Source organism: Haloimpatiens lingqiaonensis, assembly GCF_901447495.1.
Classification (GTDB): domain Bacteria; phylum Bacillota; class Clostridia; order Clostridiales; family Clostridiaceae; genus Haloimpatiens; species Haloimpatiens lingqiaonensis.
This window is the reverse complement of the sequence record NZ_CABDWS010000024.1, coordinates 1-15079: the sequence shown is the minus strand read 5'-3', so window position 1 is coordinate 15079 and position 15079 is coordinate 1. Positions and strand designations below refer to the sequence as shown.

Here is a 15079-nt window from a genome sequence, read left to right as displayed (position 1 = left end):
TTAGTCCATTAATCCATATTGTAAGGGAGGGATAGTTATAGAAATTAAAATAGATAAAAAAAGTGGAGTACCTCTTTACATACAGGTAAAAAATCAAATAATGGAATCTATAAAACGTGGATTATTAAAAGTTGGGTATAAGATGCCTACTGAAAGAGAATTGGCTCAACAGTTAAATGTGAGTAGAAATACTATAAGTTCAGCATATAACGATCTAGAGCAAGAGGGAGTTTTAAAATCTTACCAAGGAAAAGGAACCTTTGTGGCTGAAGAAGCTGTCACATGGAAGGATCAAAATATAAAAGAAAGAATAGTTAAATTTATAGATTTGGGACTAGAGGAATCCATGGAAATAGGAATGGATCCAGATAGTTTTTTAGAACTTGTAAAACAAAGAGTAAAAGAAAAGAAAGAGCTTATGAGCAAATTAGCAGCCATTTATGTGGAATGTAATATTGAACAGGCTAGAATGTTTAGTAAGCAGTTGACTAAAATTTCTGGTGTCCGAGTGGAGCCATTGACTATAAATGATTTAAAAGAAATGAGCGATGATACAAAAGAAAAAGTTGAACAAGCTCAAATAATTATAGCAACATTTAATCATGTAAATGAAGTTATGGAACTGACAAAGGAAAAAAGAAAAGAAGTGCTTGGAGTTGCGATAAATCCTAACTTAGGCACTATAGTGAAAATAGCTAGATATCCTGAACATACAAAGTTTGGGTTTATATGTATATCAGAAGAATTCATGTTTAAAGTAAAAGGGGCTTTAGACGGAGCTGGATTAGGGAATATTGACATAACATATTCTAATTCAAAAGACGAGGGAGAAATCAGGAAAATAATAGATAATAGTGAAGTTATAATTGTATCACCAGGTAAACATAAAATGGTTAAAAGTTTAAATAAAGATGGAAAAGAAATTATTGAATTTTTGTATAACCTAGATAGCGACTCTGTAAAGGCTTTAAAGTCTAAAATTATAGAGTTGAAATATAAAGATATCTAATTTAAGGTGGGAGGCATTTATAAATGGAGAAGAAAACTATTGTTATAGGCGTAATTGGTTCTGACTGTCATGCAGTAGGAAACAAAATAATAGATTACGCTTTAACTGAATCAGGCTTTAATGTTGTAAATATTGGAGTTTTATCACCACAAGAGGATTTTATTAATGCAGCAGTAGAAACTAGTGCTGATGCAATACTTGTTTCATCACTTTATGGTCATGGAGAAATAGACTGTAGAGGATTAAGAGAAAAATGTGATGAGGCTGGCTTAAAGGACATAAAATTATATGTTGGTGGAAATATAGTTGTAGGAAAACAAGATTGGAATGAAGTTGAAAAAAGATTCAAGGATATGGGATTTAACAGAGTTTATTCACCTGGAACAGATATAGAAATAACTATAGAAGATATAAAGAAAGATTTTAATCTTAATTAATAGTAAACTAATTAAGTAAGAGTAATTAGTTGATTGGAGTGGTATCAGTGGATGCATATTTGCTTATAGACTTTGGAAGTACTTATACGAAATTGACAGCAGTAGACATAGAAAATGAAGAAATATTAGCCACAGCAAAGGATATTACCACCATCGAAGATGATATAATGACAGGATTCAATAAGGCTTATGATAAATTAAAAGAGGCATTAAAAGGGAAAGAAGTTAATTTTGTTAATAAACTTGCTTGTTCTTCAGCAGCAGGTGGCTTGAAGATGGTGGCTATTGGATTAGTACCAGAACTGACAGCTGAAGCAGCTAAAAGGGCAGCTCTTGGAGCAGGAGCAAGGGTACTCAAAGTATATAGTTACGAGCTAACTTCTAGAGAAATAGAAGAAATAAAAAATTCTAAATTAGACATAATTCTTCTAGCTGGGGGCACCGATGGAGGAAATAAGGATTGTATAATACACAATGCTAAAATGATAGCAGAAAGCGGATTAAAGTTGCCAATAGTTGTGGCAGGTAACAAGGTGGCCAATGATTCTATAGAAGAAATATTTAGCAAAACAGATGTTTATTATAGGATAACTGAAAACGTTATGCCTAAGCTAAATGTTTTGAATGTAGAACCAGCAAGGGAAGAAATTAGAAAAATATTTATGGATAAAATAGTAGAAGCTAAGGGCATGAGTAATGCTGAAAACTACATAAGCGGCATATTAATGCCAACACCTGCAGCAGTGCTTAAAGCTGCTAGAGTTTTAAGTGAAGGTAGCGATGAAGAAGAAGGTGTAGGAGATTTAATAGTTGTAGATATTGGAGGAGCTACTACAGATATACATTCAATTGCAGAAGGGGCTCCAACTAAATCAGGAGTAACTTTAAAAGGACTTGAAGAACCAGTTGCTAAAAGAACTGTTGAGGGAGATTTAGGCATGAGATATTCAGCAATTTCCCTTTGGGAAGCAGCCGGTACAAGAAAAATAAGAAATTACTTAAATGATAAAGATAGAAAAATAGATGTAGAGGAGAACTGCAAAACAAGAGCAGAAAATATAAAAATGGTTCCATCTACAGAAGAAGAAATAAAGTTTGATGAAGCTATGGGTAAAGTGGCAACAGAAATAGCTATGGAAAGACATGCTGGTATAGTTGAGAGTGTTTACTCTCCTATGGGTGTTGTATTTACTCAAACAGGAAAGGATTTAATGGAAGTTAAGTACATGATAGGAACTGGAGGAGTACTTATTCACAGTGAAAATCCAGGAGAAATACTAAGAGCAGGTACTTTCACCATGGAAAATCCTCAATCTTTAAAACCAAAAGATCCTAAGTTTTTGATAGATAAGACATACATATTATCATCTATGGGTCTTCTAGCACAAGAACTTCCAGATATGGCCGTAAGAATTATGAAAAAATATTTAGTAGAAGTTTAATATTCAGGGGGAATAATAATGAATATAAAAAATAAAAAGTGGACTGAAGAAGAATTTTTCAAAATGAGAGAAGAGGTTTTAAGTCAATGGCCTACAGGTAAAGAAGTTGACCTTAAAGAAGCAGTTGACTACCTTAAAAAAGTTCCAGAGCATAAGAATTTCTCACTTAAATTAAAGAAAGCTAAAGAGGAAGGCGTTACATTAGCGCAACCAAGAGCAGGTGTTGCGTTAATAAGTGAGCATATAGAACTATTAACACATCTTCAAAATGAAGGTGGAGCTGACTTACTTCCATCAACTATAGATAGTTATACAAGACAAAATAGATATGATGAATGTGAAATTGGTATACAAGAAAGTAGAAAAGCAGGAAGATCACTACTTAACGGATTTCCAGGAGTAAACCATGGAGTACATGGTTGTAAAAAGGTTTATGAAGCTGTAAACTTACCATTAGAAGCAAGACATGGTACTCCAGATGCTAGATTGCTTACAGAAATAATTCATGCAGGTGGATGGACTTCAAATGAAGGTGGCGGAATATCATACAACATTCCTTATGCTAAAAATGTTCCGCTAGATAGAACTATAAGAGATTGGCAATACTGTGACAGATTAGTTGGTTTTTATGCTGAGCAAGGAATAATTATAAATAGAGAACCATTTGGACCTTTAACAGGAACTTTAGTACCACCAAGTACTTCAAACACAGTTGCTATTATAGAAGGATTATTAGCAGCAGAACAGGGAGTTAAAAACATAACTGTTGGATATGGACAATGTGGTAACATAGTTCAAGACGTAGCAGCTATAAGAGCACTAGAATCACAAATGGAAGAATACTTAAGAGAATATGGATATCACGATGTATATGTAACAACAGTATTCCATCAATGGATGGGTGGATTTCCACAAGATGAAGCTAAAGCCTTTGGAGTTATATCTACAGGTTCAGCTACAGCAGCTCTTGCAGGAGCAACAAAGGTAATTGTTAAGACTCCACATGAAGCTATAGGAGTTCCAACTAAGGAAGCTAATGCTCAAGGTATAAGAGCTACTAAAATGACATTAAACCTATTAAAAGGTCAAAGACTTCCAATGTCAAAAGAATTACAAGATGAGATAGCTCTTATAAAAGCTGAAACAAAATGCATGATGAATAAAACTTTTGAATTAGGTAATGGAGATTTAGCTATAGGAGCAGTTAAAGCTTTTGAAGCAGGAGTTGTAGATATACCATTTGCGCCAAGTAAATATAATGCAGGAAAAATGATGCCAGCTAGAGACAATAATGGTGCTGTAAGATATTTAAACTTTGGAAACCTACCATTTACTGAAGACATAAGAGAAATAAATAGAAGAAAACTAGAAGAAAGAGCTAAATTTGAAGGAAGACCAGTAGGATTTAAAATGACAGTAGATGACATATTTGCTGTAAGTAGAGGAGTTCTTGTAGGAAGACCACAAAAATAGTTTTAATAAATTTTACATTAAACAAATTATGTTTTATAAATAGATTAAAGTTAAGGTGAACAATTTAAAGCTTATACAATATGTGTTAAGGGAAACAATTTAAAATTAAAGTGTTAAAAATAAATTATTAAATTTAAGTTTAAAACTTGAAAAGGGGACAGGTGAAAAACTATGAAAATTATTGATGTAATATGTTCTGAAGGAAAAACAGGATTTTATTTTGATGACCAAAGAGCTATAAAAAAAGGAGCTAAACATGATGGATTCACATATGTAGGTGAGCCAGTAACTGAAGGATTTAAATCTGTAAGACAGGCAGGAGAATCTATATCAGTAATGCTTATACTTGAAGATGGTCAAGTGGCTTTTGGAGATTGTGCTGCAGTTCAATATTCAGGAGCAGGCGGAAGAGACCCACTATTCTTAGCTAAAGATTTCATTCCAGTTATAGAAAAAGAAATAGCTCCAAAACTAATAGGAAGAGAGCTAGACAACTTTAAAGCATTAGCAGAAGAATTTGACAAAATGCAAGTTAACGGAAAAAGATTACACACTGCTATAAGATACGGAATAACTCAAGCATTACTTGATGGTGTAGCAAAAGCTAAAAAAGTTACTATGGCAGAAGTTGTTAGAGATGAATACAACACAGGAGTTGACATAAAGAGAATTCCTATATTCACTCAATCAGGTGATGATAGATATGACAATGCAGATAAAATGATAATAAAAGGCGCTGAAGTAATGCCTCACGCTTTAATAAACAACGTAGAAGAAAAATTAGGAAATGACGGATCAAAATTATTAGAATATGTTAAATGGTTAAGTGAAAGAGTACAAAAATTAAGAACTTGCGAATGTTATTCTCCAGTATTCCACATAGACGTATATGGAACAATAGGAGTAGCTTTTGATTATGATACTGATAAAATGGCTAACTACCTAGAAAAATTAGGTGAAGCTGCAAAACCATTTAAATTAAGAATAGAAGGACCAATGGACGTTGAAGATAGACAAAAACAAATGGAAGCTTTAAGAGATTTGACAGCAGAAATAGACAAGAGAGGAATAAACGTAGAATTAGTTGCAGATGAATGGTGCAATACATATGAAGACGTTAAATTCTTTGCTGACAACAAATCAGGACATATGCTTCAAATAAAAACTCCAGACCTTGGCGGAGTAAACAATGTTATAGAATCAATTCTATATTGTAAGAAAAAAGGAATAGGAGCATACTGCGGAGGAACTTGTAACGAAACTAACAGATCATCAGAAGTTACAACTAATATAGCAATAGCTTGTGGAGCAGACCAATGTCTTGCAAAACCAGGTATGGGCGTTGATGAAGGATATATGATAGTTAACAATGAGATGAACAGAGTAGTAGCTCTTGTTAATAGAAGAAAATAATATAATCCATTAATACTTAAAAGGCGGTTTGTGCGGGTGCATACTGCCTTTTAAGTGCATATAAAGCTTAATGATATAAAACCGTTATCATAGTATATTTAATTAATATATACTATGATTATCCCACAATAAGGTACAATGTAGTGGAATTATGAAATTTCTCCTCCATGACTTGCATAAGAGCTCGGAACAATAAATTTAATTTAAGAAATTCTAATCTTTTAGCCATATAAAATTATCTAACGCTCACATTCAGCGTCCTGCCTCAGGTTCGCTAGCCTGGCGTCCTTGCCAGGCTTACGATAATTTTATCTGTCTAAAAGAAGAATTTCTAAAATTAAATTTAAACAGTTCCTTTGCTTCTTATGCAAGTCATTCCAGAGAAATTTCATAATTCAGGTAATATAATGCTTATTGTGGTATAGTCAGTTAATACTTTAAAATATGTTTAAGGTTTTAAATTTAAGAAAGCTAGGAGGGCAATGTCAATGAGAGAAATAAATGTGGAAAAAATCACAGAAGCAGTAGCTAAAATGTGTATAGATGCCAATTATTATTTAAATGATGATATAAAAAATACTATTAAAGAAGCTAAGGAAAAAGAAGATTGGGATATAGCAAAGGGAATACTAGATAAAATAATAGTAAACTCTGAAATAGCTAGAGATGAAAAAATGCCTATGTGCCAAGATACAGGTATGGCTTGCGTATTCGTGGAAATAGGTCAAGAGGTACATATAGTAGGAGGAAGTTTAGAAGAAGCTATTAACAATGGTGTAGCAGAAGGATATGTAAGTGGATATTTGAGAAAATCAGTGGTAAAAGACCCATTAGATAGAGTAAATACAAAAAATAATACTCCTGCAATAATATACTATAATATAGTGCCAGGGGATAAACTTAAAATAACTGTAGCTCCAAAGGGCTTTGGTTCTGAAAATATGAGCCAATTAAAAATGTTAAAACCAGCAGATGGATTAGAAGGAGTTAAGGAATTTATATTAAAAGTTGTTAAAGAAGCTGGTCCTAACCCATGCCCACCAATAGTAGTAGGTGTAGGTATAGGAGGAACTTTTGACAGAGCTGCGAATCTTGCTAAAAAAGCATTAATAAGACCAGTGTCAGAAAGAAATGCAAACAAGTTTTATGCAGATTTAGAAGAAGAATTATTAGAAAAAATAAATTCATTAGGTATAGGACCTCAAGGTTTTGGTGGAAAAACTACAGCACTAGCAGTTAACATAGAAACTTATGCAACACATATAGCAGGACTTCCAGTAGCAGTAAACATTAATTGTCACGCTACTAGACATGCAGAAGTAGAACTTTAATAGGGGTAAGGGGGAGAAAAAATGGAAAAGAAAATAACGACTCCTTTAACTGAGGAAAAAGTTAAGGATTTAAAAATAGGTGATACTGTTCTTATATCAGGAACTGTTTATACAGCTAGAGATGCTGCCCATGCAAGACTTGTAAAACTAATAGAAGAAGGAAAAGAGCTTCCTATGGATATAAAGGATGCAATAATATACTACGTTGGACCAACACCAGCAAAGCCAGGAAAGGCATTAGGTTCAGCAGGTCCTACTACTAGCTATAGAATGGATCCATATGCTCCAAAGCTTTTAGATAACGGCTTAAAGGGTATGATAGGTAAAGGATTAAGATCTAAAGAAGTTATAGATGCTATAGTTAGAAATAATGGAGTATATTTTGCAGCTATAGGTGGAGCAGCAGCTCTTATAGGACAATGTGTTAAAAAGGCAGAACTTATAGCTTATGAAGATTTAGGAGCAGAAGCTGTAAGAAAACTAGAAGTGGAAGATTTACCAGTAGTTGTAGTTATAGATAGTGAAGGAAACAACCTTTATGAAAAAGGACAAAAGGAATATTTAGATTCTGTAAATAAATAATAAAAAGTAATATGATTTAGATAAGGTTATAATTTATCCATAGCTTAGTTATCGAAATATTTCCATCTACTTTAAGGCGGGATATGACGGTAGCTATTGCCTTGGATGATAATTAGAAATAAGAATTAATTTGTTAGATGTGCTAAGGGGATTGTACATTAACAGAAAATATAGATTTAAAATTAATATAAAAGTAGGTGAAAACATGAAAATAGAAAAGGTAGCAAAAGCAGGTACACTAGAGTCAAATGATGTGATGATAACAGTTATGCCAAACATGGATGGCGGTATAGAAGTAGAAATTGATAGCATTGTTATGAAACAATTTGGTGAAGCCATAAAAGAAACTATAATGAATACTTTAAAGGAATTGAAAGTTGAAGAAGTTAAGATAAAAGCAGAAGATAAAGGAGCCTTAGATTACACAATAAAGGCAAGAGTGGAAACAGCTATTAAAAGAGCTACTATTTAAGAAATAGAAGTAATGCTGAATTAGCAGCACTTAATTGTATGAAGTGAACATATTTTAAAATTTATAGGGTTAAAATACTTTTTATAAAAAGTAGATAAAATTTGGGTGTTAGTGATTAAGAAATAGATATTGAAAAAACAATGAGAAGGTGAAAATATGAAAAGATTAAGAAGAACTATGTTATTTATGCCTGGAAACAATCCAGGAATGCTTCAAAACGCGGGCATTCTTGGTTCAGATTCTATAATATTAGACTTAGAAGATGCAGTTAGCATAACTGAAAAAGATGGAGCTAGAATACTTGTAAGAGAGGCTATTAAAAATGTAGATTATTCTAATGTAGAAGTGGTAGTTAGAGTAAATCCTTTAGATACAGAATTCGGACCAAAGGATATAGATACTATAGCTAGAGTAAAACCGGATGTAATAATGGTTCCTAAAGCTACAGAAGAACAAATAAAAGAAGTGGACAACATGATTTCTAAAATAGAAAAAGAAGAGGGCTTTGAAGAAGGCAGCATAAAACTATTTGCTTTAATAGAAACTGCCTTTGGACTTGAAACTGTTTATGATGTAATAAAAGCTTCTAAGAGAATAGAGGGAGTTCTTTTAGGAGGAGAAGACTTAACTTCAGACTTTGGAGTAAAGAGAACTAAACAGGGTGATGAGATTCTTTATGCAAGAAATAAAGTGGCTACAGCTTGTAGAGCCATGAGAGTAGATGCTATAGATACTCCATTTACAGATACAAATGATTATGAAGGACTAAGACTAGATACAATGAAAGCTAAAGGATTAGGTATGACAGGTAAGTCATCTATAAATCCAAGACAAATAGATACAATACATTCAGTATTTGCACCAACAGAAGATGAAATAAAACATGCTATAAGAGTATTAGAAGCTAAGGAAGAAGCTGAAAGTGAAGGAAAAGGTGTATTCTCTTTAGATGGAAAAATGGTAGATGCGCCAGTTATAAATAGAGCTAAAACTACTTACGAATTAGCTAAAATGCTAGGACTTGTTTAGAATTAAAAATTGAGAATTAAGAATTAAAAATAAGAAATTGAAGATTAAAAATAAGAAATTGAAGATTAAAAATAGAGTGATTTTACAAAGTTACAATATGTAGAGGTAAAATACAATTGAAATTATGTTGAATAGAGACAGGAAAGTTAAGGATTTATTTAACAGAATTTAGAGGTGATAAAATGAAAAATGTATTGGGTAGAGAGATACCTGAAAAAATAGAAGGATATAAGGAAGTGACACCTTTTAAGGGTGCTTTTGCAGAAGATGGAGAAAAGACAATAAAATCTGTAAAAGTAAAGACAGTAAAACCAGAAGATTCTAAGGTTTTAAATAGCATAGAAGAAGCTTTGGATAAAGTAGAAATAAAAGATGGAATGACCATTTCATTTCACCATCATTTAAGAAATGGAGACTATGTGCTTAACATGGTAGTGGATACCATAGCTAAAAGAGGAATAAAGGATTTAACAATAGCGGCTAGTTCTATATTCCCTGCACATGCACCATTAGTAGAACATATAAAATCAGGAGTAGTAACAGGAGTTTACGCTAATTACATGTCAGGTCCTGTAGCAAGAGCTATTTCTTTAGGACTTTTAAAGAAACCAGCTGTAATGCATACTCATGGAGGAAGAGCTAGAGCCATTGAAAGTGGAGATCTACACATAGATGTGGCATTTATAGCTGCACCTACATCAGATACTTACGGAAATATAAATGGAGTAGAAGGACCAGCAGCTTGTGGTTCTCTAGGATATGCAGCGCCAGATGCAGAATATGCTGATAAGGTAGTAGCTGTAACAGATAATTTAGTTCCATATCCAGCATGTCCAATAGAAATAAGTCAGCATCATGTGGACTATGTAGTAAAAGTAGAAAGCATAGGAGACCCTAAAGGAATAGTTTCAGGAACTACAAAAATAACAAAGGATCCTGTGGGACTTAAAATAGCTAAAATGGCTTCACAAGTTATAAAGGCATCAGGACTAGTTAAGGATGGGTTCTCATTCCAAACTGGAGCTGGTGGAACATCTCTAGCAGTGGCAGCAGAATTAAAGGAAATCATGAAGAAGGAAGAAGTAGTAGGAAGCTTTGCAGCCGGCGGAGTTACTGGATATATTGTAGAAATGCTAGAAGAAGGTTTATTTAGAAATATATTTGATGTACAGTGCTTTGATTTAAAAGCAGTAGATTCTTATAAAAATAATCCAAAGCATCAAGGCATGTCCGCATCTATGTATGGAAATCCTCATAATAAAGGATGTGTAGCTAACAATCTAGATGTTATGATTTTAGGTGCTACAGAAATAGACACTGATTTCAACGTTAATGTTACTACAGGTTCTGATGGAATCATAATGGGAGGTTCTGGTGGACATAGTGACACAGCAGCAGGTGCAAAACTTGCCATAGTAGTTACAAACCTAATGAAAGCAAGACTTCCAATAATAAAAGATAGAGTAACTACTGTAACTACCCCAGGAGAAAGCATAGATGTAATTGTAACAGAAAGAGGTATAGCAGTAAATCCAAATAGAAAAGACTTAATGGAAAAATTACAAAATACAAATTTACCAGTGATGACTATAGAAGAATTAAAGGATATGGCAGAAAAAATCACAGGAAAACCAAATGCTATAGAACTTACAGACGAAGTGGTGGCTGTGGTTGAATACAGAGATGGTACTGTAATAGATGTGGTTAGAAAACCAGTAATTTAATAATTCAATAAAGTAAAAAGTGCTAGTTAATAAACTTAATATCAAAGCTAGCACTTTTTTATTATTTAAATAAGGATAAAATATATTGTAATTTAGTTTGAGTTAAGGAAAATATTTTACAAATTAGTATTTAGATCTAATAGTTAAGTTATCTATTTCTAATAAATCAATGTTATAATTGTTATATAAATTTTTATTTACAACTAGATTTATTTATGGAGTTGAATTGTATGAAAGAAATTGTATTTGTAACAAGTAATAAAGGAAAAATTGCATCAGCTAAAGAGAACTTGAAAGAAGAGAGTTGTATAAAAAAATTTGGCATATGGAATAGGGGAAAAAATATTTAGGGGGCTTCAAAAAAATCTAAGGAAGAATTAAAGATTCAGAATGAAAATATTATTTCAAGTTATATAAAACGCATGTGCTGTAGTGATATGAAAAATGTAGAGGGGTTTTTTACAAGTAATGTACTTCACAAAACTATAGCAGAGGAATTTGAAAATTGGGATAGGGATAGTAAAGACATAAAAAGTATTTCAGAGTTTCCTAATGTTCCTCTTATAGTAATAGCAAGGGATAGTAAGATAGCAGTGGATAGCTGGATTAAGTATCAGATTCCAGAGAAAGAAGCTGTATTATATGAAGCTCAGTGGCGTGATTTGCAAATAGAGTTATCAAAGCTTTCAAATAAGGGAAAGCTAGTAATTGCGGAAAATAGTGAGCATGAAGTTTACATAGATAGACCAGATATAGTGATTGAATGTTTAAAAGCACTAATATAATTTAAAAAATTTAATTAAAAAATAAGGGTGATTTTATATGTACGACTTAAAACTATCAAAAATAAATTTAAGAAAAGAAGAAGAAAGAAAAGAAGTGGAAGAGTTTTTAAACAGTTTTGGTTTAATTCTGGATAAAGATGTGGATTATACTATAGTTTTAAGAAATAATGTGGATAAAATAGTGGCTACTTGTTCTAAGGCTAAAAATGTGTTTAAGTGTTTTGCTGTATCTCCTGATTTACAGGGGGAAGGGGTTACATCTACACTTATAACCAATTTAATAGATAAGTCTTTTGAACAGGGGATTTATCACAATTTTATATTTACTAAGCCTAAAAATATAGATATATTTTCATCACTAAATTTTAATACAGTTACAAAGGTAGATGAAGTAGCTTTATTAGAAAGAGGCATATATGATATAAAAGGTACACTTAAAAACATAATTAAGAAATATGATATAGATGTGAATAAAAAAAGATCTGCTATCGTTATGAATTGCAATCCTTTTACAAAGGGACATAGATATTTAATAGAAAAAGCAGCTATGGAAAGTGAAGAAGTTTTAGTTTTTATAGTGGAAGAAGATAAATCACTTTTCCCTTTTAAAGAAAGATACGGATTGGTTAAAAAGGGAGTGGAAGATTTAAAGAATGTAAAAGTCATACCCGGAACGGAGTATATAATATCTTCAGCTACATTTCCTTCATATTTTTTAAGAAAAGAAGATGAAAGACTAAAAGGATTTACAAAGCTAGATGCAAATATATTTGGAGAATACTTTTGTAAGGAGTTAAATATAAACAACAGATTTGTAGGAGAAGAACCTTATTGCAATGTAACTAGAGCCTATAATGCTACATTAAAAGAGGTACTAATTAATTATGGTGTAGAAGTTACAGAAATTAAGAGAAAAGAATTTAGTGGTGAGGCTATAAGTGCATCTAGGGTTAGGGAGTTTATAAAGGAAGATAAAATAGAAGAATTGAAAAATTTAATACCTGAAGTTACCTTTGAATTTTTAAATACGGAAAAAGGAAAGGAGATAATGGAGAAGATAAAGAAAAGTAATTCTCCACATTAGACATATGTATAGTGCAGAAGATATATTAGATGCTAGGGAAAAAAGAGTAGATAGGCAGAAACAAATATTAGATAAATATTTAAATACATTGATAGTAGTAAGAGCTAATTACCCAGGGCTTAATAAGGATAATACATTAACTAGGGAAATAGTAAATGTATTAAAAAATGAATTAATAAAAGTTTTTAATGTGGGAAGTTTATATGATTGTACAAATATAAAATCTCAGGAAACAGCCATAATAGAAAAAAGCAGCGAGAATATATTATTTAAACAATTAGAATTCACTCCAGAAGGGCCTATATTTTTTATGGTAGTTAATAAAAATATTGTAGACGTAAAAAAGCTGTGCATAACTATAGAAGAAAAGCACCCATTGGGAAGATTTGTGGATATAGATGTGTATAATGAAAAAGGTCAGGGGATAAGTAGGAGAGAATTGGGGTTATCTAGTAGGAAGTGCTTTATATGTAATGAGGATGCTCACCTATGCGTAAGAAGTAGAAGGCACAGCCAAAAGGAGATAGTTGATTTTATAGAGAAAAGCTTTGAGGAATATATAAAAAAACATATGGAGAATAGGCATGAATAAAGAAAACTATAGAGAACAATACAATCATAAAGATAAAATTTATACTGTAGCTAGTTTGGCGGTAAAGGCTATGCTCTATGAGGTAAGTGCTTTCCCTAAACCCGGTCTTGTAACTCCTGTGAGTAACGGAGCTCACAAAGATATGAATTATTTTACTTTTATAGATAGCACCTGTGCTCTTATGGAAACCATGATCAAGTTTAGTGAAATTGGATTTAGTTCTAAAGGCGAAAAAGAGATTTTTAAAGAGGCAAGGGACATAGGTAAAATAGGGGACAAGCATATGCTTCAAAGCACTAATGGGGTAAATACTCATAAGGGTATGATATTTTTAATGGGCTTATCTTGTATAGCAGCTTTAAAGACTATGTACGAGAAAAAGAATTTTGATGAAATAGAGAATACTATAAAAAGAATGACTAAAGGAATAGTAAGGGAAGATTTAGAAGAAGCTATGGATGGAAAAGATGAAAATAGCCTTACTTATGGAGAATTTCTATATAAAAACTATGGTATTAAGGGAATACGTGGAGAAGTAGAAAAGGGAATACCTATAGTTTTTGAGCATTCTTTAAAAATATATGAAGAAAACAATGATTTAGATACAAATGACAGATTAGTGCACACTTTAATTGGTATAATGAGTTGTTGTGAGGATACTAATGTAATACATAGGCACAATATAGAGGTTTTAAAAGAAGTTCAAAATAAAGCGAAATACATAATGAAAATCGGTGGAATGCAAACTAAAAATGGACGAAAAGCTGTAAAGGACTTAAATGATGAATTTATAAGCAGAAACATAAGCCCTGGTGGTTGTGCGGATTTATTGGCAGTAACAGTGTTTTTTCATAACGTTAAAAAGCTACTTTTTTAGTGGACCAGAATTAGTGGGCTAGAGACAATTGACAATTGACAAAGGACAGTTGACAGTTAGTAAGAAGTTATAGTGGAGAATTGAAAGTTGAGAATGGAGAGTTAATAATTAATAATTAATAATTAATAATTAAGGTGAATTTTTCTCCATTGCATTATGAAAAATTTTAGAATTAAAAAAGACAAATAACATAATTTCATAACGTGAAATTATGTTATTTGTCTTTTTTGCCTTAACTCAAATCTTTTATTGGCGGCAGCCAGGGGAAATATCAAATATTAAATATCAAATAATGTTGAAATTCCTATGGAATTTCTTAAATTAGAATTTGTGGAGGAAGTAAGAATTAAGTAAGAGGTAAAAAGTAAGAAGTAAGAGTTAAGGGAGATTTTCCTCCACTATGTTCTGGAAAATCTTTAATTAAATAAAATGTAATAGTAAAACAAGCTATAAGGTAAAAAGTTGAGCACTTAAAAAGTTTTTTTGGCGTAGCCTGTTGATTTATAATGAAAAATTTATCCAGAGACTTACCTGCCGTAACACTCACACTTCTAACAAAGTGGGAGATAACGGCAGCTACGTCCTGGATAACGATCTCTAACCTTCAGTTGGAGTAAAAACTCCATCTGAAGGTTAGAGCTCTGTTTATTATAGAAGATGGTTGGGTTAACCTACTTTTGTGAAAATTTAAAATAAAATTGAATTTTAATTACTATTTTATTTTAATAAGTATCATATAACTTTTCGAAAGGTTCCGCCTAAAAGATTATAAACGCTTTTTTATTTATAAATTAAAGATTTTCTGAATAAAATGAAGAAAATCCACATT

General features: G+C 32.0%; 14 protein-coding genes. All 14 read left to right on the top strand.

All coding sequences use genetic code 11. The features are described from left to right. Nucleotides 1-7: 7 nt before the first annotated feature. Nucleotides 8-1009, top strand: a complete 1002-nt coding sequence (locus tag FGK85_RS06470) for a GntR family transcriptional regulator (protein ID WP_341472472.1) — start codon at nucleotides 8-10, stop codon at nucleotides 1007-1009. 23 nt (nucleotides 1010-1032) lie between these two features. Then, nucleotides 1033-1446, top strand: coding sequence for a methylaspartate mutase subunit S (glmS, locus tag FGK85_RS06465; protein WP_138204874.1), 414 nt, complete (start codon nucleotides 1033-1035; stop codon nucleotides 1444-1446). A gap of 47 nt (nucleotides 1447-1493) precedes the next feature. Further along, complete coding sequence (gene glmL / locus FGK85_RS06460) at nucleotides 1494-2888, top strand: methylaspartate mutase accessory protein GlmL (RefSeq protein WP_138204872.1); 1395 nt, start codon at nucleotides 1494-1496, stop codon at nucleotides 2886-2888. An 18-nt stretch (nucleotides 2889-2906) separates the two neighbouring features. Beyond that, the gene (locus FGK85_RS06455; protein ID WP_138204870.1) at nucleotides 2907-4361 is read left to right on the top strand and encodes a methylaspartate mutase subunit E; all 1455 of its coding nucleotides are present in this window, start codon (nucleotides 2907-2909) and stop codon (nucleotides 4359-4361) included. A gap of 171 nt (nucleotides 4362-4532) precedes the next feature. Next, complete coding sequence (locus FGK85_RS06450; protein WP_138204868.1) at nucleotides 4533-5774, top strand: methylaspartate ammonia-lyase; 1242 nt, start codon at nucleotides 4533-4535, stop codon at nucleotides 5772-5774. 488 nt (nucleotides 5775-6262) lie between these two features. Further along, on the top strand, nucleotides 6263-7105 hold the full coding sequence (locus FGK85_RS06445) for a fumarate hydratase (protein WP_138204866.1): 843 nt from the start codon (nucleotides 6263-6265) through the stop codon (nucleotides 7103-7105). A 21-nt stretch (nucleotides 7106-7126) separates the two neighbouring features. Further along, nucleotides 7127-7687, top strand: coding sequence for a Fe-S-containing hydro-lyase (locus FGK85_RS06440; RefSeq protein ID WP_138204864.1), 561 nt, complete (start codon nucleotides 7127-7129; stop codon nucleotides 7685-7687). A gap of 205 nt (nucleotides 7688-7892) precedes the next feature. Beyond that, complete coding sequence (citD, locus tag FGK85_RS06435) at nucleotides 7893-8159, top strand: citrate lyase acyl carrier protein (RefSeq protein ID WP_138204952.1); 267 nt, start codon at nucleotides 7893-7895, stop codon at nucleotides 8157-8159. Nucleotides 8160-8315: 156 nt separating this feature from the next. Further along, nucleotides 8316-9188, top strand: a complete 873-nt coding sequence (locus FGK85_RS06430) for an HpcH/HpaI aldolase/citrate lyase family protein (protein WP_138204862.1) — start codon at nucleotides 8316-8318, stop codon at nucleotides 9186-9188. 182 nt (nucleotides 9189-9370) lie between these two features. Continuing rightward, complete coding sequence (gene citF / locus FGK85_RS06425) at nucleotides 9371-10912, top strand: citrate lyase subunit alpha (RefSeq protein ID WP_138204860.1); 1542 nt, start codon at nucleotides 9371-9373, stop codon at nucleotides 10910-10912. A 437-nt stretch (nucleotides 10913-11349) separates the two neighbouring features. Further along, nucleotides 11350-11697: a hypothetical protein gene (locus FGK85_RS06420; RefSeq protein ID WP_138204858.1), complete on the top strand. Its 348-nt coding sequence runs from the start codon at nucleotides 11350-11352 to the stop codon at nucleotides 11695-11697. Between the two features lie 37 nt (nucleotides 11698-11734). Then, nucleotides 11735-12781, top strand: coding sequence for a [citrate (pro-3S)-lyase] ligase (citC, locus tag FGK85_RS06415; protein WP_138204856.1), 1047 nt, complete (start codon nucleotides 11735-11737; stop codon nucleotides 12779-12781). A 4-nt stretch (nucleotides 12782-12785) separates the two neighbouring features. Beyond that, nucleotides 12786-13373, top strand: coding sequence for a citrate lyase holo-[acyl-carrier protein] synthase (gene citX / locus FGK85_RS06410; protein ID WP_138204854.1), 588 nt, complete (start codon nucleotides 12786-12788; stop codon nucleotides 13371-13373). Then, nucleotides 13366-14250, top strand: a complete 885-nt coding sequence (gene citG / locus FGK85_RS06405; protein ID WP_138204852.1) for a triphosphoribosyl-dephospho-CoA synthase CitG — start codon at nucleotides 13366-13368, stop codon at nucleotides 14248-14250. Before citX ends, citG begins: the two co-directional genes overlap by 8 nt. The last annotated feature ends 829 nt before the right edge of the window (nucleotides 14251-15079 follow it).

Coding starts and splice junctions, on each gene's coding strand:
- glmS (WP_138204874.1), top strand. CDS start 1,033: ATGGAGAAGAAAACTATTGTTATAGGCGTAATTGGTTCTGACTGTCAT.
- FGK85_RS06455 (WP_138204870.1), top strand. CDS start 2,907: ATGAATATAAAAAATAAAAAGTGGACTGAAGAAGAATTTTTCAAAATG.
- FGK85_RS06450 (WP_138204868.1), top strand. CDS start 4,533: ATGAAAATTATTGATGTAATATGTTCTGAAGGAAAAACAGGATTTTAT.
- FGK85_RS06445 (WP_138204866.1), top strand. CDS start 6,263: ATGAGAGAAATAAATGTGGAAAAAATCACAGAAGCAGTAGCTAAAATG.
- FGK85_RS06440 (WP_138204864.1), top strand. CDS start 7,127: ATGGAAAAGAAAATAACGACTCCTTTAACTGAGGAAAAAGTTAAGGAT.
- citD (WP_138204952.1), top strand. CDS start 7,893: ATGAAAATAGAAAAGGTAGCAAAAGCAGGTACACTAGAGTCAAATGAT.
- FGK85_RS06430 (WP_138204862.1), top strand. CDS start 8,316: ATGAAAAGATTAAGAAGAACTATGTTATTTATGCCTGGAAACAATCCA.
- citF (WP_138204860.1), top strand. CDS start 9,371: ATGAAAAATGTATTGGGTAGAGAGATACCTGAAAAAATAGAAGGATAT.
- FGK85_RS06420 (WP_138204858.1), top strand. CDS start 11,350: ATGAAAAATGTAGAGGGGTTTTTTACAAGTAATGTACTTCACAAAACT.
- citC (WP_138204856.1), top strand. CDS start 11,735: ATGTACGACTTAAAACTATCAAAAATAAATTTAAGAAAAGAAGAAGAA.
- citX (WP_138204854.1), top strand. CDS start 12,786: ATGTATAGTGCAGAAGATATATTAGATGCTAGGGAAAAAAGAGTAGAT.
- citG (WP_138204852.1), top strand. CDS start 13,366: ATGAATAAAGAAAACTATAGAGAACAATACAATCATAAAGATAAAATT.